Source organism: Pandoraea pneumonica (genome assembly GCF_902459645.1).
In the GTDB taxonomy this organism is placed as follows: Bacteria; Pseudomonadota; Gammaproteobacteria; order Burkholderiales; family Burkholderiaceae; genus Pandoraea; species Pandoraea pneumonica.
In genome coordinates this window covers 1360274-1382594 of sequence record NZ_CABPSK010000002.1, presented here as the reverse complement: position 1 = coordinate 1382594, position 22321 = coordinate 1360274, and the positions used below count along the sequence as shown (strand labels likewise).

Genomic DNA, 22321 nt, shown 5'->3' with positions numbered 1-22321 from the left:
ATCAACAAACGATTTTTTCTGCGTCGGATGTGTGCATTTCGGAATGCGTCATTGATCAACACCGGCGCGGGAACCTTGTCTCAAGCTTGTCGAACTTGGTACGTCATATGAGCTATCGTCTTCCCCCCTTGCTGGCCCTGCGCGCTTTCGAAGCGTCGACGCGGCACTTGTCCTTTACCAAAGCCGGAGAAGAGCTACATCTGACTCAGGGGGCGATCTCCCGGCAGATTCGGCTTCTCGAAAGTTTTCTCGGGCAAAAGCTGTTTGTCCGGCTGACGCGAAAGATCGAAATGACACCCGCTGGACGCGAGTACTTTCGATCGATTCAACAAGCGCTCGACATCATCTCTATGGCGACGCATCGCGCTGTGCGAGACACCCACCGCGTCGTCACGCTCGATGTCCTGCCAACGCTCGCCACATGCTGGCTCATGCCGAGGCTGGCGCAATTCACCGAAGCACACCGGGATATCGAAGTCCGGCTGATCTCGTCGATCGACCCCGTGAATCTCCACAGCGAGAAGGTGGATGTCGCCATCCGCGTGGGCAAGGTCCCCGGACAACGCTACGACCGGCGCGCGCCGCGCATCGATCTGGATATGACGGAGAACTGGAAGGACGTCTATGTCGAGCCTCTCTTCCCGGACATTCTTGTCCCCGTCGTGTCGCCGCATCTCATGGACGCGGTAGGCGCCATCAACGCGCCTGCCGACTTGCTTCAATACCGTCTGATCAATACGGCGAGCCGACGGCACGCGTGGCCGGATTGGCTGGCCTTGCACGGACTGCGTGTGCCCGACGACGCCAACCCGCTCGACTTCGGGCACTTCTTCATCACGCTGCAAGCCGTGAAGGATGGCAAGGGGGTGGCGCTTGTGCCGAAGGCGGTGCTGGAGAACTACGAGGGGCGCGACGAGTTGGTAGTGCCGCCGCTAGGTGAGGTCACCAGCGCGGGGGCCTATCACTTGTTGATGCGCGAAGGCGCTCAGGAAGATGGGGCTGTGCGATCGCTGTGCGACTGGCTTGCAGGAGAAGCCAGTCGCTTGCGTTGCGAGATGGATCAACCCACGGTCGTCGCGGCCGACGTGCCCGCCTGAAAATCGATGCCGTGTTCGAGAATGGCGGCTGTGGATCGAACGCGGTACCACTCTGGGTGGTGTGCCACGTCGAGCACGCCAGCCGCTTCCCACTGCGTCGCCAGCTTTAACAGCGCCTTGCGGAAGCCGACGATGGCTGCGTCGCCTGAACCCAGATTCTCGCGCGAGCGGTCGACGATGGGGCCCATGCTTTCCTGCACGGCGGTGTCCTGCACGCCGATGCCTTCGATGCCCGTAGAGCTATGCAGGCGCTGGCGCAGACGGTCGATGCCGTAGTCCGTTTCCGCCGTCACTAAGGGGCGATAAGAGCCGTCGTTCATCACGTCCGAATGCACCGCGCCGTGGTCCAGTTCCTCCTGACTTAGCGGGCGATCGCTATTCCACGTCATCGTGAACACCCAGCAATTCTCGTCGTCGATGGGCGTCCATGCATGCCCCATGTATGCGCGCCCTTCCTTGATCGGCGCAATCATCGTGTAGAACGGCGCGAGAAACTGCGTGACGCGCCAGTAGTACGAGGTATCGCCCGCGTTGCGCCGCGCGCCGATGGCCATGCCATAGTCGGTCGGGCGAACAAAGAACTTCGGCGCGGTGTCCGACGCCAGATACGGAATGGCGAGGTTGGGCGACACTTGCCGCTGGCGAAACGGCAGCTCGGGATGTTCCGCATCGAGGTGACTGTGGAGAATGCCCACATGGCTGGAATCGATGCCGCCTTCCACCCCTTGCGCGTAATTCGTGCGCTGCAAGCGCTTCGTGATGAATCGAAAATCGGGCGGCACGAGTCCCCATTCGAGTTCGGGCGGCCGCTCAGGCATGTGCGCTGGATCTCCCATATACGCCCAGATGACGCCGCCCCATTCGATTACCGGATAGCTCTTGATCCGCGTGTCGGTTTTCATTCGCGTGTTCTCCGGTTCCGCGGGCATATCGACGATCGTACCGGTGACATCGAACTTCCAGCCGTGATAGACGCAGCGCAGACCACACTCTTCGTTGCGCCCGAAGAAAAGGTCCACGCGACGGTGTGGGCAATAGCGATCGAGCAGGCCGATCTTGCCGTTGGTATCGCGAAACGCAACGAGGTCTTCCCCTAGCAAGCGAACGCGAATAGGCGGACAGTCCGGGCCGGGCAGTTCTTCCGGCATCAGGAACGGCATCCACATGCTTCTGAATGTCTTGCCCATCGGCGTGTCCGGGCCTACTCGACACAGTCGCTCGTTGTCTTCCTTACTGAACATACGTTTCCCCTCCGAAATTGAATCGACGCTTCCTGCCTGGCGTGTGACTAAGGGCAAGGTCAGTCGATGAGACCGAATAGCGCGTCGCCTTCTTCAATGACGCGGTAGGTTTTGAGTGGCACGGTGCACGGCTTCTCGACCGCCTCGCCCGAGCAGATATCGAATGCCCCGCCATGGAGCGGGCAAAAAATCGTGGTGCCTTGCAGATCTCCACCGGAGAGCGCAACCATGCCGTGCGTACAGAGATCCTCCGTCGCATAGAACTTCCCTTCGACGTGATAAACCGCGAGCCCGTCCTCGACCTCTTTCGGGCAGACCTGAATCACGCTCTCGCTCGGCACATCCGCCTTGCGACACAAGAAAATCTTCTTTTCCATAAGCCTTACCTATTCCGTTCAATAGCCGCGAAGCACATCCACCCGACCGGTGGGCGTTCGGCCGTGTTCAATCTCATCGATCTTGCGCACCATCTGCTCGACGCTCTCCCCCAACCGCGTCTGCGCCGAGATGTGTGGCGTCATGCAGATACGTGGTTCTTTCCAAAAGGGATGACCGGCGGGGAGTGGTTCGTGCATGAAGACATCGAGGGTCGCGCCGGAGAGTTGTCCGTGCTCGATTGCCGAGAGCAGATCCGTCTCGACCAGATGCTCGCCGCGCGCCAGATTCACGACGTGCGCGCCCTTGGCAAGCCGCTGGAATGTCTGTGCGTTCAGTACCCCGAGGGTTTCCGGCGTGTTGGGCAGGAGATTGATCAGGACATGGGCGCCCTGAACGAACGAAGACCACTCGTCCTTGCCGCTGAAACACCTCACGCCATCCAACCGTTTCGGAGACCGGCTGTAGCCCCGGACTTGGAAGCCGAACGACGCCAACCGACTGGCGACCGCCGCACCGAGGCTGCCCAAACCGAGTACGCCGACGATGAACTCGCCAGCCGTATGAACGGCGAGCGGCTGCCAAACGCCCTCGCGCTGCTGCTGCTCATACGCATCGAAGCGTCGGAAGCTTCGCAACGTCGCGTACGTGGCGTACTCGACCATCTGCGATGCCATGCCAGCGTCTTCGATCCGGTAGATGGGCACGTCGCGGCTCACCACCGTGGGGTCTTGCTCGACCGCTTTCAAAATCCAGTCGACCCCAGCCCCCACGTTAAAGATGGCTTTCAATCCGGTGCGTTTGCGCAGGGTCACTGGATCGGATTTCCAGACCAGCACGTAATCGGCCGGGGCCACGTCGGTGTGGCCCCACTCCCGCACATCGGCCCCCGGCATTGCGTTACGAAGCGCATCGATCCATGGCTTTGTATCCTTGCCCGTCATTGCAAATAGGATTCGCACGCCGCCCCCTACGCTGACTTGGCATCGAAACGCCGATCGTCCCGCCACTTTGCCAAGTCGATGCTGGCATCGCGCAGAACCGAAACGGGGACCTTGGACGCCGCCCTCACGAGCGCTTTACCCGCCCGCATTTCGCGAGGCGCGCCCACGGCACTGACGCCAACAACCACGTCAGCCTGCAAGTGGAATACGACGAATGCCCCGCTGGCGGGATCACCGCGCACGATGTTCTGCTCGCCAATGGAGACACCAAAGGACTGGAGACTGAAGTCGTACTGATCCGACCAATAGCCGCTGATCTCTTCGTAGTCAGGTCCACCGCACACGATGGCCCGTCCGACATGCTCGCCATGGGCCACCGCGTGATGCCAGTTCTCCTGACGCTCCGGACGGCCCGCACGGGCGTTGAAGTGAAACGCGACTTCCCCGGCTGCATAGATGTGCTCGTCGGAGGTTCGGCCGCGCCCGTCGACGCAGATGCCCGACGCGCACGTCTCGATGCCAGCGGCGGCGGCAAGGGAGACGTTCGGCACCACGCCGATGCCGACCACCACCGCATCCGCGTCTAGCGATTCGCCATTGGAGAGCGCCAGGCGGTAACCAGGCGCGCGTTCGGTGACTTCCTTGATCGAGACGCCGGTGCGAATGCGCACACCTCGTTTTTCGTGCTGCTGCACGACGAAGTTGCAAACTTCGACGCAGGTTGCGCGAGCCATTGGACGGTCTCCCGCTTCCAGCACCGTCACGTCGATTCCCATGCCGTTGGCGACAGAAGCCACTTCTAGGCCGATCACGCCTGCACCAACCACTGCGAGGCTCCGGATGTTCGGCAGCGCTTCTCGCAATGCGATCGCATCCGAAATCCGGCGCAGGTAAAACACGTGCGGCATGCCGGGATGAAGCAAAGGAAGCGTGCGCAGCGACGATCCGGTCGCCAGCACGAGTGCCCCGTATCCGAGGGACGTGCCGTCGGCGAACATGACCTGACGCGCGTCCCGATCAATACGCTGCGCCGCGTTGCCGAGGCGCAGATCGATGTCATGCGCGTCGTAAAACGCGTTGTCTCGCAACGAAATGTGGTCCGCTTCTGCTGCCTCTTGCAGCACCTTTTTGGAAAGCGGCGGACGGTCGTAAGGGGCCTCGCTCTCGTCTCCGCAGATGATGATTCGGCCGTCGAAGCCCGCCTTTCGCGCGCTTTCGGCGGCGTAGACGGCTGCGATGCCCGCGCCGATGATCACAATCGGCTCATTCTCGTGTGTATTTTTCATTGCTCACCTTGCGCCATTGAGCCTCGACCGCTCACATGTGTTCCGGCTTCTGAATGCCGCGCGCATGGCGATGGCATAGCTCGCGCCATTTGATGAGCGGCGAATCGCCCTCGATGAGCATCTCGTCGAGCCAGGCCGTATCGCGCTTGTAGAAGGTCTGAAGCGCCAGACGCGCCTGAATGTCCTGAGCGTTGAAGTTCTCGAAACCGATGGGCTTCCATCGATTCCAGAACTCGTGATTGAAGTGCGCGCTTTCTTCCTCGGTCGAAACGCGCTTGCCGACGAGCATCACGTAGAGGTGCTTCGATTCCGTCACCGGGACGTAGAACTCGAACTGCGTGATGTCCTGATCGGGGAAGTCATCGACGCGCAGCCCGCACGGCATCCAGAGCGACGCAGCCGTGGTTCGGGTCGGCTTTTCAGACACGCGCTTCGTGCCGGTAACGACAACCTGACCATCGACCTTCCCTTCCCAAATGCTCGTATGGTTGGCAAATGCGTCGTAGACGCCTTTCGGTGCGCCCGCCTCCTCGTGTACGAGCACGTCGCCCGACTTCGCAAGGTGCCCGATGGGCAGGGATCGCTGGGTGTCCGGCACGAGCTCCGACGCGCGGTGGATGTACACGTGCAAGCCGTCGAAGCCGTTCTCGCAACCGACGCGCCAGTTCGACTCGACTTCATAGATCGCACAGTGCAATTCCAAATCGTCGTCGAGGAACGTCGGCGGCACGTCTTCCGCGAGCGGTGGCGCTTCAAACCCTTCGTCGCCCACAAACACAAAGATCAGGCCCTTGGCCTCCTGAACCGGATAGCTTTTGACGCTACGTCGCCCAATTGCCTTGCTGTCGGGCGAGGCCAGGATGTCGCACAGCTTGCCGTCGTTCCACTTGTAGGTGAAGCCGTGGTACCAGCACGTGATCGTGTCGGGCGTATAGCACTCCACCTTCTCGGAGAACTTCACGCCGCGGTGCAGGCACCGGTCGCGAATCGCCTTCACTTCACCGTCCACGCGCTTGAGCAGGATTTCCTCGCCACACACCGTCGCTTGGCTCACCTTGCCTTCGAGAACGTCGCTGGACAGCTTCACCGGATACCAGTGGTTCCGAAAGCCGAGCTTCGCCGCAAGGTAGTTGCGCCAGCGCGGGACCTTGTTCAACAAACTTTCGTCTACAAAATGTGCCTGTTCGCTCATTGTGGGCGTCTCCGATCTATTTGTTTGCGTACTGTATGCAATGAATACTGGACTTCTCGTTGCTAGCGGATAGTGTCGACGCCGCAACTCGACGTGATTGCCATCCTAGGGCCGCGTTCTAGGCGCAACAAACGATTTGAAATTCACCTATGCATGAGCATTACGAATGTGTTGAGTGAATGTCACGGAATCCCACTTTGCCCACCGAAATCTCAGGCATTTCGTCGTAGAATCGGTGCGAACTAACCAAAACTTCAACGCTATGAGCGCCACCCGTAGAGTCGTACAGAGCGATCGGCTACGCGATCAGGTTTACCAACTGCTTCGGGAGGATCTGCACGGGGGCGCCATTCCGGCCGGGTCTAGGCTCGTTGAATTGGAATTGGCCGAGCGCTATGGGGTCTCGCGCACGCCGATACGCGAGGCGCTCTTCCAACTGGCGCGAGAAGGCTTGGTTGTGCGCACCGATCGCGGGTATTCGCTGATGACGGATACGCCGCGAGATTTCCTGCAACGCATGCAAGTCCGGCTATTGCTCGATCCGCCGCTGGCCGAACACGCGGCAAAGTACGGATCCGACGAGCAGATCGAAGCCTTGGCGAGCGCCTACGAAAAGATGAAGAAGGCCGAGGCGTCGTCGAAGTATTCCGCGTTTGTCGCGGCGGCACATGAGTTCCGCACCCTACTGCTCGACATGAGCCACAACACGGCGCTAACGCGCGTTTGTGCAGTGCTGGAAGATCAGTTCCTGCTGGTTCGCAACGAGCATTACAAAGACGAAGGGAATCGCGCTATTTCAGTGCATCGTGATGGCTTGTTGCTCGAGGCAATTCGTTCGCGCGACGTGAAAGGCGCGGGGAAAATTGCGAAAGAGTATGTCGAGATGCTGATAAAGACGCATCCGAACCCGTCGGGCCGTGCGCCTCGAAAGCGAACCGTAAAGACGGCCGCGGAGACGCGTTCGTAACTGCCCCCCTTCCTTGCGTCGACTTCTCAGGCTTGCATGCCGCACGACTCCGCGAGTCTGGCGATATAGGCACGCGTTTGAGCCTCGGCTGACATTGCGTCCCTGCTCACTAGTTGCTTAACGAAGACGTCCAGGTAGTCCGAGGTCATTAAGCGGTTTTTCATTGATCGCAGCAGCAATGGCCTCGCAGCGAGAAAGTCATCTTCCGCAGCGACGAAGCACCGTGCGAGCACGTGGTTTGTGCAAGCGGTGCCGAGGGTTTTCTGCAATCCGTGAACAGCGCTCGCCGCAGCGAATGACGAGGCGTCAGAAAGGAGCACGCGTCTCGCATCGTCCGACAAGATAGCAATTTGCGAGATATGTGCGACGGTTCCCGATTCAGCAACGTTTGCGACGACCACCGGATCGAGCAACGCTTTCACGTCCAATCGGGCCAGTAACGCCTGCATCGGCATTTCACTGAACCCGTAACCTCGCTCCAATGGCTCCAGCAGCCCTTCCCTAGCCAACTGAAACAATGCCTCACGCACAGGCGTTCTAGAAACGCCAAACCGTGCAGCGAGATGCGTTTCCGTCAACCGTTGACCGGGTTGCAGCTTGCCGCGCTCGACGAGATCTCGGATCGCGTCGTATATCCAGTCGCGCAATCGCTGCCCGACTTCCTGTGAAGCTGCCATAGCCGCCGGAACCTTCCATCAGTGGCGCTCAAATGTGAGCGATAGCGCCGTTGGCTTAAAGGGTGCGTCGCGAGATTGACCACAGGCGCAGAAGGTTGCCCCCCGGCAATCCAGACCTCGGTCAATCTCGCGAGCGCTCTTTGCATGCCGCAGTTCGCTGGCTGTCTATGCTTGGGACTTTTGGGATCGAAGCCAACCGGCGACGCGGGTATTAAAGGCGTCTGGCGCCTCGAAATAGGCGGAGTGCCCTGCGCTGGCAAGCGTTATCAATTCCGATCCGATGAAGCGCTTGCAAACGTCGGATACGATCTTTGCCGGAAACAGAACATCCTCCTCGCCAACGAGAAAGCCGATACGTACGCCCGTCGCCGCGATCTGCTCGGGCGTGTAAGACGGCTGAACGCCAACAAGTGTTTTAAAGGTGTAGCGATTGAATCCGGCAATTTGCAGATATAACTGCGTCATCGCTGGGGAATTGGCGAGGTGTGTGCGTCCGAGCACGCGTTCTGCCTGAGACAGGTCGCGCGTCGCGCTCTGCACTTTTGCCATTTCCGAAGCGACGGATTCCGGCAAGGTAATGCCGACCAGAGAATCGGCAATTAGGAGGGACGCGACACGGTCAGGGTAGCGACACGCGAAATCGATCGCGGTGCCAGCGCCCATCGACTGCGCAACAAACGATACGCGGTGCAAATCGAGCGCATTGAGAATTGCGAGGAGATCGTTCGTGAACTCGGTGCGTCCGGCTAGCTCGGCGTCCGTGGATTTCCCAAAGCCTCGGGCATCCACAAGAATGACCTGAAAATGCGCTCGCCATGCGGCGACTTGATAAAACCAGCTTGCGTGATTACCGCCCACGCCATGCAATAGCACTACCGGCGAACCGCTGCCGTGCACTTCGTAATACAGCCGACTTTCGTGATGATCTAGGTATGGCAACTTCCTCTCCTAACTTCCGAATCAAATTCCGGCTTCAGCGCTGGACCGAACGGAGACCTCACCGATCCCCTCGATAGCGGCGTGATACGTGCTGTGATGCTTGACGCTCACCATGGGTCCGAGTGCGCCGCTAAGCACCAACTCTCCCGCTTTGATCGGATGGCCCACCTCGATCAGCTTTTTGGCGAGCCAAAGCGCTGCGTTCAGCGGATGCCCCAAACACGCCGCCCCGCTTCCCGTCGAAGCCACCTGCCGGTTCTCCTGCATTTGCATTTGGCAGTTCACCAACTCGATGTCCGACGTGAATGGCAGTTTCGGGCCAATCACGAAGCGGCCAGACGACGCGTTATCCGCGATCGTCTCCACAATCCCGATGCGCCAATTCTCGATGCGGCTATCCACAATTTCGAGCGCCGGGGCGACCCATTCAATTCGCTCAAACAGGTCGGACATTTCGAGGGACGAGTCGTCGATGTCCACGCGAAAACCAAACGCAATCTCCGCTTCGATCTTTGGCTGCAAAAGGCTCGACATATCGATGGTCCCGCCATTGGCGACTGCCATGTCGTCAAACAGCACACCGTAGTCAGGCTGGTCGACGCCAAGCTGCTTCTGGACAGCCGTCGATGTCAGTCCGATTTTTCGCCCTACGATTTGGCGGCGGTCGACCTTCATCGCATGGTCGGTGTTGCGGTGCTGGATGCGATAAGCGGCGTCAATATCGCCGTCCACGCAGGAGGCGAATGGAGCAATGGGACCGCTGGTGTACGCGTCGCGTAATCTCGACGCGATCAGCACTTCTAGTTCGACTTCTTTCATCTTTTCCCCGAAACGCGTGCCAAACATTCAGACGATCGTCTGCGAGCTTGGCTCAAATGGAGTGGAGAGTTTTGTGCACTGTATGCAAGGCGTCAACGCGCTATACACGTTTTGTTCGACGCCCTTGCCTCACTTTCTGTAATGCGTCCCGGTGCTCGTGCCTTAGCGAGCCGAGGGCTATCCGTCGACTAGGCCGCGCTTTCGAGTTGAGCCTCTTGAACGGGGGCATATCGCGGCATCATCGCGCACAACGCACAGACGGCCAGCAGGGCCACGCACGCCAGATAGAGCGGCATGGCGTAACTTCCCGACGCGTCGAATCCCATTCCGAACACGACCGGGCCGACGGCCGATCCCGCCATAAACGACGCAAACACCCAACCGAAGATCTTGCCGAAGTGATCCAATCCGAAATACCGGCTAATCAAATACCCCAGTAGATCGGATTCGGCACCAGCACCAAAGCCGAGGAGTGCCGCGCACAGGTACACGGACCCCGGGGCGTTTGTTGCCAGAAGTCCCGCGCAGCCAACGCACGACAACGCAAAGATGCCAATGGCGGCGCGAGGGGCAAAGATTCGATCGAATAGATAACCCGCGGCAACGCGTCCGATGAGCGCGGCAACCGCCAATACGGTCGTCGCGAACGCTGCCGACGAGAGCGCGACGCCACGGTCGAGCAACATGGGGACCAAGTGGATCTGCGCACCATTGATCGCGACGGCCATGAGGAATGCGGAAATCCCAACCAGCCAGAATGCGCGGCTGGAGAGCGCTTGCGTTAGCGTGCTTCCGGCTGCTCCGAGTACCCCGGCGGCGCGGCCGCTTACGTTGCCCTCGGACGGCGCTTCCCGCAGTAGAAACAGGCCCAATGGCACGCCAAGCACGATCGGCATTGCGCCAAGCGCGTAGTAGCCAGCTTCCCACCCAAACCGCTGGATCATCGCAGCGGCAAAGGGGGCTGCGATTGCCCCTCCGAGCGCAACGCCAGCCATGCTGATGCCGAGTGCAAGGCCACGCGATCGGTCGAACCAACCGGAGATCACTCGCAAGTAGACGATGGTGTTCGAACCCGCGCCGAAGACGCCGATCAAGAAAAACGCGAGGAAAAAGCCGGTGATTCCCCACGTCTTCACCATCAGCGGAACTGCCAGCACCGTCGCGCCGTAGGTGAGCAACGACGTCACAAGCACGGTTCGGAGGTGAAACCGGTCGATCAGCGCACCGATTACCGGCGTCGCGACGGCCAGACTGATCGCGCAGATAGACAGCGCTCCGGAGATTTGCCCGCGATCCCAGCCGTGTGCTGCGCCCAGCGCTCGAATGAACACACCCACCGTCATTAGGATGACCGCCGTGCTGCACACACCCGCGCCGATCGTCGCGTAGATGACCATGAGCCATGGTTCATTCGTGCGCTTGCCTTCCGACCGCACATTCCCGGCGGAAGTGATATTCCCCTGTTTCATTGAAACCCTCCAAATAGCTTTGATTTGCTGCACTCACTCTGCGTCAGACGGGAGCGAGCGCGCTCAAACACATGCGTTTTCTTCCCGATTTATTAATCGCGGGACTACTCGTCAGAAGAAGGTGCGTATCCCGGTGGCCACTGCAAACTGACGGTTGGTCGTCGATGGCGTGAGAGGGAATAAGACGGCGGATTGCGTCGCCCCGGAGGACGTCACGAAACTCGCACCGACATAGACGTCGGTTCGCTTCGAAAGGAATTTGTCGACGAAGAGGCTGTAGTTGGAGAGTCGCCCCGAACCTAAAGCGCTGCGCCCATACCCCAACGTGATCTTGAGGTCCGGCTGAAAATCGTAAATGACGTCAGCCGTGCCACTGCGGATCGATTCATATTGACCAAACCCGGCAAATGCCACGTCGGTATAGCTCAATCCTGCGGTCCACTTGTCGGCGAACTTGTAGGAAGCGCTTGCCCCGTAGATGTTTTGCGAATCGACGGCAAAGGGGCGATACGGCGTAACGGTCTGTCCGAGGAACGTTTTCATCCCGGCTAAGGTGGGCGTGAAGTTCACTCCGTTGATTTTGGTACCGACAATTGCCGCTTTTAGCCGCTCGTCTGCATAGGACAAGGCGAAGCTCATTGCTCGACCGCGGTTGTAGGTGTCTGATGCGCCGCCGGGGAGTGCATAGAGGGCAAAGAAGGTGAAGCCGCCGAATGTCGGTGATCGATAGGAGGCGGAGTTGTTCACATAACCGCCCGCCATGTGGTCGGCATTCGCTGGCGTCTGCGAAAACGTTGAATTGAATCCCGGCGAGTTGCCCAACAGGAGCACCGAAAAATCGTTGTGATGCCCGAATGTCAGCGTGCCATACTCCGCCTTGGATAACCCCACCCAAGCGCTGCGACTGAAGAACGTATCCGATCGAAACAGCTTGCCGTTGGACAAGTTGAAATAACTCGCCAGATCGAAGACAACCTTCAGCCCTCCCCCCAGATCCTCCGTCCCCCTCATGCCGAACACCGTATTCCAGTGATAGCTGTCGAGCAATTGCACCACGCTCCCACCACCGGAATTGTTCGAGTACACGACCGCTTCATCAATTGCGCCATAAAGCGTCACGTTCGACTGCGCCAGCGCCGAGCTGGAAAACAGGAAAAGTGCGATTAGGCCGACTGCGATTTTCTTCATCTGGATCTCCAATCCATGTATCTCTGCCCCCCGGACCCGATTCAATGACGGGTCCGTCCGGTTATTCGAGTGCGCTCGGTTGTCTCGGCTCGCCGCATAAGGCAAGTGCCGTCGGCGCGTGAACGCCTACCGCAGCGACGAATCCGAGCAGCGTTTTTTGACTACGAACCGGTGGAGAGAAGGTAGGCAGCCATTTTTTTCCTTACAAACGAAAAAAACGACGCCTATGCGCGATGAGAAATCATTCATGCGGGGGGGTGGGATGGGGATGGGGCTAGTGGGCGAGCGGATTGGGACGCCCAGTTCGTCTAACAGGTACCGCCACCACATCGTTTCCGAGCTCCGATTGGGGAGGCTCTCAAATTCCCATGTCACTCCAGAATTACTTCGTCGCTGCAATGGCACGCCAGACGGTTCTCGCAGCGAGTAGTCACTGAGATGCCCCAATCCTAATCACCTTCAAGCGTTCGACCATCGCCATACAATCCGCCCCATGTCGCCCCAGAGAAATGGGCAAACCCGCAGGAGGATCACTGGAGTAGATGGTGTCCGCCACGCCGACGCGAAAAAGACTTGCAGCTAGCGCATCGAAGGCGCGTTCTATCAGGAAGCTGCGCCTTGCACACGGCCGCCCCCTGCCCACAAGTCAGAACCGCCCGCAGGCCGCGAGTCGGATGATCAAGTTCGCATCCACGCTAAGTGGTGGAACCGCGGTTGGCCTTGCCGCGGCGCTTCTCACCCCGAGCGTCATCGTTACGATTGGCGCAATGATCGCGGGGCTCATCGGCAGCGGGCTATTAGTCAAACGATTCGGTTAGAGCCGTATGTGCAAACGAGCCAACGGAGCCAATCGGCTCCGTTTTTGTTTCTGGTTGCACATCACGACGAACGTCGCAGCCGACCAAGCAGAGTCCCTATTGAGACATCGGAATGTTCTGAATCTCAACGAGTGACCTAGAATGCGACTCTGAACGCGTGGTGCCCTCATCGTCGGATAGCTAAGCTGGTTCCCGTCGCGCCACAAACGCGGCCGGGTTTAGCGACCCGAACGGTCATATCTCGGGCACACAGCCGCGAACTTTGCGGCTTTCGTGTGCGCAGTGCCACGTATCCGTGTCTACGGGCGGGCCTGGATTGGGACACCTTCGGGTGTGCCGCCTAATCCGAGTGACCAGCGGTTCGCTAACCTAGTCCAGTGCCCGCCCACCCCTGCGCAATGCAGCGGGTGGCGGGTTCCAGAAATTGGCTAGTACGAGGCACCCCGCATGACGAATCATTCATCAGCAACCTCCCTTGTCCACGTTTCCGTAGACAGACTCAACGTCCTCTCTGAACGCATCCTTGCGCTCTCGACGTGCACGACGACGTACGCAGGCAACGAAATACCGCACAGGTTTCTGCTCGCGATCTTCGAAGAGCTAAGCGAAATGACCGTAGAACTTGTTCTCGAATGCCACAAGCTAAAAGGTGACCTTCTCGCCGCCTAGTCGCATGGCCGTGGGGGTCTATCGACGAAAGCCGACATACGTCACGCTGCTTCATTAGCCCAATCGCGAGCTAGGCATTTATCCAACGGAATATGTGCAAAGGGCTTCCCCATGGGAAGCCCTATATCAATCGACGCAGAAGCCAGCAAGAAATTACGCCAGCACTTCAAGCCCGTGTTTCTCTATCACTTGGAGGAGTTTGGCCGCTGCGCCGCTCGGCTTCTTTGTTCCCGCCTCCCACTTCTGAACGGTCGAAGGGCTGGTATTGAGATACGCAGCCAGTACGCCTTGACTGACGCGTACGCTCTTACGAATCTTGATGATCGCCGTCTTCGTGTATTCAGGAACAGGTGGTATGCACAACTCATCATATTCACGCATCGTGCGCTTGCTGATACCGCCTGCCGCATGCATGTCGCTAGCGATCTCGTGAATCGCCGCGAGCGGGTCAAACACATTGATGGTGATACGTCGTCTCATGCGCTCCCCCGAGTTGGTAAACATCCCCCAAGATAGTAAACGCGCAAAGGGCTCCCACTTGGGGAGCCACTTTTTTATCTGTGGCGGAGAGATGGGCATTCGCCCGCCCCGATAGGCCATTCACCCAGCCAACTCAGTAGCACAAACCTTTGAAACATATTGAGAATAATCAACCAAACAATTCCTGAAGCCTCCCTTATCACGTCTACGCAACACCCCATTTCCATCACATGCAGGGAAAACGCAATAGGAAGACCCGTTTATGTCCGCCCTCTCATAATTGCCTTATCATAAAGCACTGTATGGCAATACGGAGATTCGCAACTTTTCGCTCAGGCCGCGCAGGCAAAGTATCTTTTCAATCCGATACTCAAGCAAGGTTCCACGCTGTCCATACATAACAACTCTAATCACGAAAAAAATGGCACGATTCCCGTATAGAAGTTTCATCGAAGAACTCGCAGAAGGCGTCACGAGCCTGTTGTTTCCTTACGATAGAAAAGCGCGCATGTACGTTGTAGCTATTATCGGACCGATAATTCTTGCAGCGCTATTGCTCATCGCGTCAAGCTCTGAGGGTTGGATGAACTATCTGGTCGCCGAAATCCCTCACTTCGTATTACAACTGACAGTCCTCATGCTCTTTGGCTTCTCAGCTGCTTCCTTTGTAATGGCGTATCTACAGACCGGATTCGTAACTTCTGAGCTCATCCATCTTTCGTCGGACCACCTCAAAGCACAACAGCTAAAGGAAAATTCGCTACGTTATCCTCAAGCTTCAGTGTTAGGTAGCTCGCCCAACGGTCTAGAGGGGGCTAGTTCGTCGCCCAAAATCATCTCGATCCATGATGAGCGCGATTGGCAGTATCTCGTGGAATGTCTCAAGGATAAGATCAAGAAGGAGGCTTCTGACTCGCTGATCGGTGAATTCAAGGGACGTATCGAATTCAATCAGAAGCACGAGGCGAAAACGCAGGAACTATCAGCAAGGTTCGCCGAGTCACGTGCTCGTATCGTAAAAGAGTTGGCATCACTTGGGCGACGAGGCAATGTCAATTTGACTGCGGGTGGCGTCATCACGGTGATCGGATTAGCGTTACTGGCAACGACCGTCCTCCAAGAAGTAGCCATATCAAGAAGCACTTGGGAATTCGCCGCACACTTCCTACCGCGGATGACGTTAGTGGTGATGATTGAATTGTTCGCTTTCTTTTTTCTGTCGCTGTACAAGTCTAGTCTTCAGGAAATTAAATACTTCCAAAACGAGCTGACAAACCTGGAATCGAAGCAAATTGCCCTTCGCACGGCAATCGATTTTGGCAGCCAAAACCTGATCTCCAATACGGTGTCAGCAATTGCCGCAACAGAACGGAACCATGTGTTATCGAAGGACCAAACCACGGTGGAACTCGAGAAAGCCAAAATCGAGCGTGAAGGCCGAGGCGACCTTGCGAAGTACCTAGCAGAGATACTCCAAAAGAGGTCCCAATAGGCCGGAAAAGCTACTATGAAGGTGATTCAGTTGCACGACGAAATCCAGAAGACACTATGGTCTGAGGCGGTGCGCGTGAAGCACTGTATCGTGCATTGTCAGACACCGGCAATCCGGAATTCGCGACCATTGCAAAAGTCGTAAGTGCCCTAGGCATGCATCTGACACTGACTACGAACTCAGATGCGGATGAAGTGGCGGCGACGTGAGTCGCCACCCTCACACATCGCCGCGGCTGTGAAATTGCTGTAATGACTAATTCAACGCTCACGTATAGAAAAATCACCACGCGTATATCAAACAACAAACCGGGGAGAATAGACGGATGGAAGCGTACCAAGGGTACATCATCACTTCGCTGTTATCGTTGTTCGTTGGATACTTGCTCACGCACCTCCAACCCAAGTCCCGGCTGTCGTTTTGGATCCCACACACTTTCACATTCAACGTCAACGAGCACTCATTATCGCTAGCGACGACGTCACTCACCCTACAGAACCTGGGGCGCAAGCAAGCCGAGAAAGTCGAAATACTCCACCGAACACGCCCCGATTTCTTTGAATTCTCTCCCGCCGTCAATTACGCAGAGTCAACCACTCCCGAGGGCCATCATGTCATAACGATTGACGCGCTCGGCCCACACGAGTTCGTCACACTGCAAATGGTCGCATATAAAACGCAGTTGCAGCCTCTGACCATTCGGTCGAAAGATGGTCTTGCAAAACCGGTTCCGGCTCGGATACAGCGCGTCTTCCCCACATGGATGCTTCGCTTCGCCACTGGCTTTATGGTGGTTGGGGTAGGTTGCACGGCTTACTGGATTGCCCACGCTGCGTACCTTGTCATCACGACCATTTCAAAGACCGCCGGATAGAACGCTCCCACTTTGATGACATTGGCCGCCGCGCCGACAAATAGCCTCCCGATGCCATATACGAACGAGCAGTACCGTCAATTCGTTCTCAATTTGATTGAGATCCGGCAGCGCCTCGACGTCCTCATGGGCGAGTGTGTCAGGCACGCCGCTCCGTTCGGAGAAACACAAACCGCCCACCATCTTCGATACGGTGCGGGGCGACGGATAGGTGTTATCAAAACAGCTATTGGGAATATCTTCGAGAAGTTTCCTCCTAACACGACTCGCCCGCTTGATACAGAAAAGCTACACGACGTTCAGATCAACCTCCACGCGTTTGTGATGAATGTTTACGGCGTCTTTGAGAACTTCGCCTGGGCATTCGTCGAACGTCATCAGTTGCGCGGTCATCGCAAAGGTGTTAAGTGGATCGGAATGTTTCGGGCGGAGACGCGCAACTATTTCCCCGTAGAAATCCGGAACAAATCTTTAGAGCTTGAGAAATGGCATATCGAATACCAGAAGGAATACCGCGATTCGCTTGCGCATCGCATACCACTATACGTGCCACCTTTTCACGTTCACCCGGACAACGCAAATCGGTACAAGGAACTGGACAAAAGGAAGCTTGCGCTGGGTTATGACATCACGCCGGAAGGGAAAAGGCTGTACTCAGCGATTTGCGAAGAACAAGATGCCCTTAAGCATCCAACATTCTTGTTTTTGCACAGCACAGGCGACGACGGAGCTAGCCGCCCTCTCAGCTTGCACCCGCAGATTATTAGCGACTGTATGACCGTGTTCGACATGGGCGAGATATTCTTCGCTCACTGGCATCGCGTTGAGGACGCAGGCTAGCCTAGGTCGGCCAAGCCGCCACCGTTCGTGCATGACGTCGCGCACAATTCACAAGCGCTCTGAGCAAAGTGTTTTGTGTCCACTCCTGCCACACATCAAAATCTACCTCAACGGGCGCGTCAGGGACCGGACAGCTTGCCACTAAGCTACTGCGGCGTGCTGGGCGGCGGCAATGGCGTCGGAGAGACGGCGCACCCGGCCAGCATCAGGGTGGCAATCATCAGGCGGCGGCTTTTCCTTGGCATAGTTTCAAAAGTCCTTCGAAAGTTGGTCGAGCTTGCCCACGATCGTTGCGCGCTCGCTGTCGTGCGAATCGGCCGCAGTCCTTACCTTGCTAGCGCCTTCGACTAGATCCACCATTGCCGCACGCGCCGATGCTTCGCGTTCGACGGCTTGCACCTTGTGAGCTTCGGCAATCCCCGCACTCATGCGCCAGCCGTTAGTGCCCCATCCGATCGCCATGCAGGCCAACACGAGCAACACAACGGCCGTCACTGCGGTCCACGGTTTCAATGCATCCGGCATAGCCATTCCTCCAACTCACGGGGCTTCACAAGCCCATTGAGCTTGCGCCCTCCGCCCAGAACCCAACGGCGATACTCGTTGCATGCATCGTCGCGACGCCCCAAATTCACGAATCGCAAGAGCGTGCTATTTCGTAAGTTCGTTTCGCCCAAGTTAAATGCGAAGTCCGCGAGTGCCACGCGTTCAGCGGTTGATATCTGCACACGCACGTCTCGGTCGAGCGCGCCCCGAAGGTTTGCTTCGAGCCACGCATCGCACTATGCCCGCGTTGCCTTCATTCGCGGACGTACTCCACGCAAATGGCCGTAGCAGATCGTCCATCCCCCGGCGGAATCCTGATAAGCCACGTACCGCCCCCCCCTCAACGTGGGGGACCAGCTCCAGCAACGCCGCGACCGCCCCTGAGGCAAGCTCCCCAAGTAACCTTTGTTTGCTATCCATGCATCACTCCGGATTGCGCGAAGGCTTGATAAAGTTCTTGTAGATGTAGTGCGCTGCCAACATCACCACGTAGGCGAGCGTCGCCATGCTTACCCAACCGGCCACCATGCTGTAACCCAATAGCGTCATTACCGGAACCGCCGTAGCAGGCGACGTCTTAATCACTTCAACCACCAATTCAGCGTTTGTCACTAGATGCGCCGTTGATGCGCCGCCAAGAGACGGCATAAGTGAAAACGGCCCGCGAGAAGCGGGCCGTAAGCGGTAACGGTGTGTGATAGCGCTAGAGCGTCGATATATCAAGCACCATCGCGTTCCAGCGAAGTGCCGACCCAAAGTCTTAGTTATAGGCAGGAGGGTTCGGAGCTTTCGGACCAAAGCGTCAGTGATAGAACGATTGATAAACGACGCTTGAGAAGCGAAGCGAATAGCGGCCTCCCAACACGCTGGCGTCGGCGAAGCGGTGCCTACTACGAAGTACCGCGCGGCCTTGAGTCCTTGCGGGACGGAAAACGCAGTTACGCCTCCGCTCGCCCGTACCCGAGGCGTATCTCGTTTGGGCCGAGCGACTTGGAAAGATGGAAGAGACTCGCGCTGTCGCCGAGACACTCGTCCACCAACCTGACAGAGACTTTGATGATGTGGGTATCCACATCCAACGGCGTAAAACCGCCGAAAGCAGTGGCAAGCACACGATCTACGAATGGACAGATGAGTTGCGCGAAGCAGTTGCGGACGCCATTCGAACACGGCCCCAGCGCGCGTCAAAGTGGCTTTTCCATGCGCTGACCGGCGACGCCTTTATCGATGAGGCGACGGGTCGCCCAGATGGCTCTGATTCGATGTGGCGTGGCTACATAGGAACGGTGCCCGCTGAGACGAAGATCTCTTAGTGACTTATCGAGCGCGACCTGCGGGCCAGGGGGTTGAGCAACGCGGAATAGATTGAACGTGCCCGCGCACCGCTCTCGCACACAACGGCCCAGACCACCCGACGCTCATACCGCGGCAAGGCCGAAAAGGTCAAACTGCTGCCGAGAAGTCGATTTGTGCAAATAGGAAAGCCCCGTCCGATTAGGGAACGGGGCTTTCCGGATAAGGCCCGAAAGCCTTATAGAATGCGGTGGCGGAGAGAGGGGGATTCGAACCCCCGATAGGCTATTAACCTATACACGCTTTCCAGGCGTGCGACTTAAACCGCTCATCCATCTCTCCTGAAGAGTCGCGCATTATAGCAGGTCGGCGGGAATATCCCAGTCCCTTCGGCGTCTGCTTACTAAAATTTCTTCGTCAGGGCCGCCGCAGGTGGTCCACCAGGTGTTCGTCCCGTTCGCTCGGACGGCCGCCCAGTAAGCTGAACAGGATTGCCACCGCGAACCCTACCGGCACGCCAAACGCCCCCGCAGCTATCGGATCCACGCCCCACCAACGGGCCCCGGCGAAGCCCGTCAGTCGTGTGAAGAACGGGTACGTCGTCATGATGTAGTACACGCACACCAGCAACCCGCTCACCATCCCGGCCGTTGCGCCCAGACGCGTCGTGCGCTTCCAGAACACCCCCAGCACCAACGCCGGGAACAAGCACGATGCCGCCAACGAGAACGCCGCCCCCACCAAAAACAAAATATTGCCCGGCTTCAGCGACGTCACATACGACGCAAACATCGCCACACAAAGCAACAGGATCTTCGACGTCGTCACCCGCTTCTGGCTCGATGCGTTCCGGTCGATCATGTGGAAATACACATCGTGCGACAGCGCGTTCGCAATCGTCAGCAGCAACCCGTCCGCCGTCGACAACACCGCTGCCAACGCGCCCGCTGCCACCAGCCCCGAAATCACGTACGGCAGCCCTGCGATCTCCGGCCCGGCCAGCACCAGCATGTCTGGTTGCATCCAGATCTCGCCCCACTGCACTACGCCATCGCGATAGACATCCGACACGTCGAGCTGCACCGGCGTCGCATGCCGCCACTGAATCACCCACGCAGGCAAGTTCTCATACCGCGCCCCGACCAGATGCAGCAGTACGTCGTACTTGAGCATCACCGCCAACGCCGGCGCACTCACATACAACAGCGCCACAAAGAACAACGTCCAGCCCACGGAACTGCGAGCCCCCTGCACCGTCGCCGTTGTCCCGTACCGCGTGAGGATGTGCGGCAAACTCGCCGTGCCGATCATCAGGCAGACCATCAACAGCAGGAAATTCAATCGCTGCGAACTGCGCGTCGTATCGTCCTTCGCCGGGAATGGCTCGGTCATCGCATGCGGCGGCTCACTCCGTTCCGCATATTGATTGCGCAACTCGAGCCAGCGATTCTGCGCATCCCCCACATCGCGCGGGAACGCTTCGAGCTTCGCCTCCAGTACCTTCACCTCACGCAGCGGCCCGTTATGACGCTTCGTATCGAGCAACTGACGCTCCAACTCTGCCCGCTCGCTGTAGAAGCTATCCGGCAGGCCATCCAGCCGTCGCTGCATCTGCTCCGCTTGCTCGCGGTAGTAGTCGCGCACCTCGCGCTCGGGTATCGATTTCTGGATTTCGCGCTCCAGCACCTCTACCTTCGCCAGCGCTTCGCCGTAGCTGAACTGCGGAAACCAACCGTGTCCGGTCTGATGGCCGATCATCGCCGTCGGCACCAGAAACGCCGTGATCATGATGATGTACTGCGCCACCTGCGTCCAAGTCACGGCACGCATCCCGCCGAGGAATGAGCACACCAGAATGCCCGCCAGCCCGAAGAAGATGCCAATCGTGAACTCCACGCCGATGAACCGCGACGCGATCAACCCCACGCCCTGAATCTGCGCAACGAGATAGACGAAAGAGCAAAGAATCGTCGAGAACACCCCCAACGCCCGCACAAGATTGCTGTCGTACCGCGTGCCCAAAAAATCAGGCACCGTGTAACGCCCCATCTTCCGCAGATACGGTGCGAGCAAAAACGCCACTAAGCAATACCCGCCCGTCCAGCCCATCACATAGGCAAGCCCGTCATACCCAGACACATACAACGACCCAGCCAACCCCATGAACGACGCCGCGCTCATCCAGTCGGCAGCACATGCCATCCCGTTGAATATCGGCGGCACACGCCGCCCGGCCACGTAGTACTCCGTAGCATCAGACGTGCGAGAAATCAGCCCGATCACGGCATACACGGCGATCGTCACGAACAGAAACGCATAGCCGATCCACACGCCCGGCCCGTTGACCCGCTCAAGCAAGCCAATCATCAGCACGAACGCGAAGAACCCCGCCGTGTAATACAGGTAGTAGCGCAGCAGCCTGCGCGTGAAACTCATTGGGAATTCGGCGCCGATGTGGCGCGAGATGTCATACGAGAAGTGGCATTCTGCACACCGCCAGCAATTCCAGTCCCAGCCGCATCACCAAGCCCAAGACTGTCACTACGCGCCCGGCGCAGCGCTTGCAACTCACCGTGATACCGCGCGTCGTTGCGACGCTGGATCAACGCATAGATAACGATCAACCCGATATCGATCAGGATCGATCCCTGTGCGCCCATATAGAACGGTATCGGCCAGCCTGCAAATCTCACCGACATCCATTCGCGCGCCCAGAACTGCGGCACGAACGTCACCACGAAGCCGATCACCATCAACACCGCCACCAGCCACAACGTGCGGTGCCAGTGGCGCGCAGCGATGGCCGCCGCCTCCCGATGCCAATGCGAATTGCGCGGCAGGTCGTCGGTCTGGCCCGATGTCGCTGTCGAGTCGCCGTTACGGGTCTTCAAAGGATTCACCATCGGCGCGCGGTCAGTCACCTGACGGAAGCCCCATCGGCACTGCATAGGGGATGTTGTGTCGACGCTCGCAGTCGTCAGCCCATGCGCACGGAAAGAACGCCAGAAATGGCGTCAAAAAACCATCGCAGCGCATGCCTCATGCGACATGGGGCGTCACCACTCACGATGACGCCCCACGCCACACCGCCGCGTCGCCACACTTCGACGACGCG

21 protein-coding genes, 1 tRNA gene and 2 pseudogenes are annotated in these 22321 nt (G+C 58.1%); 7 read left to right on the top strand and 17 right to left on the bottom strand.

The annotated features are described in order from the left end of the window. Window positions 1–107: 107 nt before the first annotated feature. A complete protein-coding gene (locus PPN31114_RS15455) occupies window positions 108–1097 on the top strand; it encodes a LysR substrate-binding domain-containing protein (protein ID WP_174988084.1) in 990 nt (329 codons plus the stop codon). On the opposite strand, the gene PPN31114_RS15450 is transcribed toward PPN31114_RS15455, so the two are convergent. From PPN31114_RS15450 to PPN31114_RS15430, 5 genes are read right to left on the bottom strand one after another with little or no spacing between them, the layout of a single operon-like run. After that, on the bottom strand, window positions 1061–2338 hold the full coding sequence (locus PPN31114_RS15450) for a Rieske 2Fe-2S domain-containing protein (protein WP_246182555.1): 1278 nt from the start codon (window positions 2336–2338) through the stop codon (window positions 1061–1063). The genes PPN31114_RS15455 and PPN31114_RS15450 overlap by 37 nt on opposite strands. Window positions 2339–2397: 59 nt before the next feature. Further along, complete coding sequence (locus PPN31114_RS15445) at window positions 2398–2715, bottom strand: non-heme iron oxygenase ferredoxin subunit (protein ID WP_150680320.1); 318 nt, start codon at window positions 2713–2715, stop codon at window positions 2398–2400. Window positions 2716–2733: 18 nt separating this feature from the next. After that, window positions 2734–3675, bottom strand: coding sequence for a 2-hydroxyacid dehydrogenase (locus PPN31114_RS15440; protein WP_150680319.1), 942 nt, complete (start codon window positions 3673–3675; stop codon window positions 2734–2736). Window positions 3676–3683: 8 nt separating this feature from the next. Further along, complete coding sequence (locus PPN31114_RS15435; RefSeq protein WP_150680318.1) at window positions 3684–4943, bottom strand: NAD(P)/FAD-dependent oxidoreductase; 1260 nt, start codon at window positions 4941–4943, stop codon at window positions 3684–3686. Between the two features lie 31 nt (window positions 4944–4974). Beyond that, complete coding sequence (locus PPN31114_RS15430) at window positions 4975–6099, bottom strand: Rieske 2Fe-2S domain-containing protein (protein ID WP_246182553.1); 1125 nt, start codon at window positions 6097–6099, stop codon at window positions 4975–4977. A gap of 298 nt (window positions 6100–6397) precedes the next feature. On the opposite strand from PPN31114_RS15430, the gene PPN31114_RS15425 reads away from it, so the two are divergent. Continuing rightward, window positions 6398–7102, top strand: a complete 705-nt coding sequence (locus PPN31114_RS15425) for a GntR family transcriptional regulator (RefSeq protein ID WP_150680316.1) — start codon at window positions 6398–6400, stop codon at window positions 7100–7102. A 26-nt stretch (window positions 7103–7128) separates the two neighbouring features. Here the strand turns inward: PPN31114_RS15425 and PPN31114_RS15420 are convergent, their stop codons facing one another. From PPN31114_RS15420 to PPN31114_RS15395, 6 genes are all read right to left on the bottom strand, one after another. Continuing rightward, window positions 7129–7779, bottom strand: coding sequence for a GntR family transcriptional regulator (locus PPN31114_RS15420; RefSeq protein ID WP_150680315.1), 651 nt, complete (start codon window positions 7777–7779; stop codon window positions 7129–7131). Window positions 7780–7944: 165 nt separating this feature from the next. After that, the gene (locus PPN31114_RS15415; RefSeq protein ID WP_150680314.1) at window positions 7945–8718 is read right to left on the bottom strand and encodes an alpha/beta fold hydrolase; all 774 of its coding nucleotides are present in this window, start codon (window positions 8716–8718) and stop codon (window positions 7945–7947) included. 21 nt (window positions 8719–8739) lie between these two features. Beyond that, on the bottom strand, window positions 8740–9537 hold the full coding sequence (locus PPN31114_RS15410) for a 2-keto-4-pentenoate hydratase (protein ID WP_150680313.1): 798 nt from the start codon (window positions 9535–9537) through the stop codon (window positions 8740–8742). Window positions 9538–9725: 188 nt separating this feature from the next. Then, window positions 9726–11006, bottom strand: coding sequence for an MFS transporter (locus PPN31114_RS15405; protein ID WP_150680312.1), 1281 nt, complete (start codon window positions 11004–11006; stop codon window positions 9726–9728). 111 nt (window positions 11007–11117) lie between these two features. Further along, window positions 11118–12194, bottom strand: coding sequence for a porin (locus tag PPN31114_RS15400; RefSeq protein ID WP_150680311.1), 1077 nt, complete (start codon window positions 12192–12194; stop codon window positions 11118–11120). A 1640-nt stretch (window positions 12195–13834) separates the two neighbouring features. Next, a complete protein-coding gene (locus PPN31114_RS15395; RefSeq protein WP_150680310.1) occupies window positions 13835–14161 on the bottom strand; it encodes a helix-turn-helix domain-containing protein in 327 nt (108 codons plus the stop codon). A gap of 421 nt (window positions 14162–14582) precedes the next feature. On the opposite strand from PPN31114_RS15395, the gene PPN31114_RS15390 reads away from it, so the two are divergent. From PPN31114_RS15390 to PPN31114_RS15375, 4 genes and pseudogenes are all read left to right on the top strand, one after another. Continuing rightward, a complete protein-coding gene (locus PPN31114_RS15390; protein WP_150680309.1) occupies window positions 14583–15653 on the top strand; it encodes a hypothetical protein in 1071 nt (356 codons plus the stop codon). 65 nt (window positions 15654–15718) lie between these two features. Next, window positions 15719–15862, top strand: a pseudogene (locus PPN31114_RS26440) (helix-turn-helix domain-containing transcriptional regulator); the annotation flags it as partial. A 116-nt stretch (window positions 15863–15978) separates the two neighbouring features. Next, complete coding sequence (locus PPN31114_RS15380; RefSeq protein ID WP_150680308.1) at window positions 15979–16527, top strand: hypothetical protein; 549 nt, start codon at window positions 15979–15981, stop codon at window positions 16525–16527. A gap of 15 nt (window positions 16528–16542) precedes the next feature. Beyond that, window positions 16543–17367 (top strand): hypothetical protein, encoded by an 825-nt coding sequence (locus PPN31114_RS15375; protein WP_150680307.1) that lies wholly within the window; start codon window positions 16543–16545, stop codon window positions 17365–17367. Between the two features lie 249 nt (window positions 17368–17616). Here the strand turns inward: PPN31114_RS15375 and PPN31114_RS15370 are convergent, their stop codons facing one another. The 3 genes and pseudogenes from PPN31114_RS15370 to PPN31114_RS15360 form a co-directional block, all read right to left on the bottom strand. Beyond that, the gene (locus tag PPN31114_RS15370) at window positions 17617–17892 is read right to left on the bottom strand and encodes a hypothetical protein (RefSeq protein ID WP_150680306.1); all 276 of its coding nucleotides are present in this window, start codon (window positions 17890–17892) and stop codon (window positions 17617–17619) included. Then, window positions 17877–18239 (bottom strand): annotated as a pseudogene (locus tag PPN31114_RS26630) (lysozyme). The gene PPN31114_RS15370 and the pseudogene PPN31114_RS26630 overlap by 16 nt, the downstream one beginning before the upstream one ends. Window positions 18240–18336: 97 nt before the next feature. Beyond that, window positions 18337–18525, bottom strand: a complete 189-nt coding sequence (locus PPN31114_RS15360; protein ID WP_150680304.1) for a hypothetical protein — start codon at window positions 18523–18525, stop codon at window positions 18337–18339. A 386-nt stretch (window positions 18526–18911) separates the two neighbouring features. On the opposite strand from PPN31114_RS15360, the gene PPN31114_RS15355 reads away from it, so the two are divergent. Next, complete coding sequence (locus PPN31114_RS15355; protein ID WP_150680303.1) at window positions 18912–19226, top strand: site-specific integrase; 315 nt, start codon at window positions 18912–18914, stop codon at window positions 19224–19226. 231 nt (window positions 19227–19457) lie between these two features. On the opposite strand, the gene PPN31114_RS15350 is transcribed toward PPN31114_RS15355, so the two are convergent. The 3 genes from PPN31114_RS15350 to PPN31114_RS15340 form a co-directional block, all read right to left on the bottom strand. Beyond that, a tRNA-Ser gene (locus tag PPN31114_RS15350) sits at window positions 19458–19548 on the bottom strand. 75 nt (window positions 19549–19623) lie between these two features. Further along, complete coding sequence (locus tag PPN31114_RS15345) at window positions 19624–21642, bottom strand: sodium:solute symporter family protein (RefSeq protein ID WP_150680302.1); 2019 nt, start codon at window positions 21640–21642, stop codon at window positions 19624–19626. After that, entirely contained in the window at window positions 21639–22097 is a 459-nt protein-coding gene (locus tag PPN31114_RS15340; RefSeq protein WP_174988078.1) for a DUF4212 domain-containing protein, read from the bottom strand. Before PPN31114_RS15340 ends, PPN31114_RS15345 begins: the two co-directional genes overlap by 4 nt. Window positions 22098–22321 lie beyond the last annotated feature (224 nt).

Bases quoted from the DNA above. Each gene is read 5' to 3' on its own strand.
- PPN31114_RS15455 (WP_174988084.1), top strand. From the start codon at position 108: ATGAGCTATCGTCTTCCCCCCTTGCTGGCCCTGCGCGCTTTCGAAGCG.
- PPN31114_RS15450 (WP_246182555.1), bottom strand. From the start codon at position 2,338: ATGTTCAGTAAGGAAGACAACGAGCGACTGTGTCGAGTAGGCCCGGAC.
- PPN31114_RS15445 (WP_150680320.1), bottom strand. From the start codon at position 2,715: ATGGAAAAGAAGATTTTCTTGTGTCGCAAGGCGGATGTGCCGAGCGAG.
- PPN31114_RS15435 (WP_150680318.1), bottom strand. From the start codon at position 4,943: ATGAAAAATACACACGAGAATGAGCCGATTGTGATCATCGGCGCGGGC.
- PPN31114_RS15425 (WP_150680316.1), top strand. From the start codon at position 6,398: ATGAGCGCCACCCGTAGAGTCGTACAGAGCGATCGGCTACGCGATCAG.
- PPN31114_RS15420 (WP_150680315.1), bottom strand. From the start codon at position 7,779: ATGGCAGCTTCACAGGAAGTCGGGCAGCGATTGCGCGACTGGATATAC.
- PPN31114_RS15410 (WP_150680313.1), bottom strand. From the start codon at position 9,537: ATGAAAGAAGTCGAACTAGAAGTGCTGATCGCGTCGAGATTACGCGAC.
- PPN31114_RS15405 (WP_150680312.1), bottom strand. From the start codon at position 11,006: ATGAAACAGGGGAATATCACTTCCGCCGGGAATGTGCGGTCGGAAGGC.
- PPN31114_RS15400 (WP_150680311.1), bottom strand. From the start codon at position 12,194: ATGAAGAAAATCGCAGTCGGCCTAATCGCACTTTTCCTGTTTTCCAGC.
- PPN31114_RS15395 (WP_150680310.1), bottom strand. From the start codon at position 14,161: ATGAGACGACGTATCACCATCAATGTGTTTGACCCGCTCGCGGCGATT.
- PPN31114_RS15390 (WP_150680309.1), top strand. From the start codon at position 14,583: ATGGCACGATTCCCGTATAGAAGTTTCATCGAAGAACTCGCAGAAGGC.
- PPN31114_RS15380 (WP_150680308.1), top strand. From the start codon at position 15,979: ATGGAAGCGTACCAAGGGTACATCATCACTTCGCTGTTATCGTTGTTC.
- PPN31114_RS15375 (WP_150680307.1), top strand. From the start codon at position 16,543: ATGACATTGGCCGCCGCGCCGACAAATAGCCTCCCGATGCCATATACG.
- PPN31114_RS15370 (WP_150680306.1), bottom strand. From the start codon at position 17,892: ATGCCGGATGCATTGAAACCGTGGACCGCAGTGACGGCCGTTGTGTTG.
- PPN31114_RS15355 (WP_150680303.1), top strand. From the start codon at position 18,912: ATGGAAGAGACTCGCGCTGTCGCCGAGACACTCGTCCACCAACCTGAC.
- PPN31114_RS15345 (WP_150680302.1), bottom strand. From the start codon at position 21,642: ATGAGTTTCACGCGCAGGCTGCTGCGCTACTACCTGTATTACACGGCG.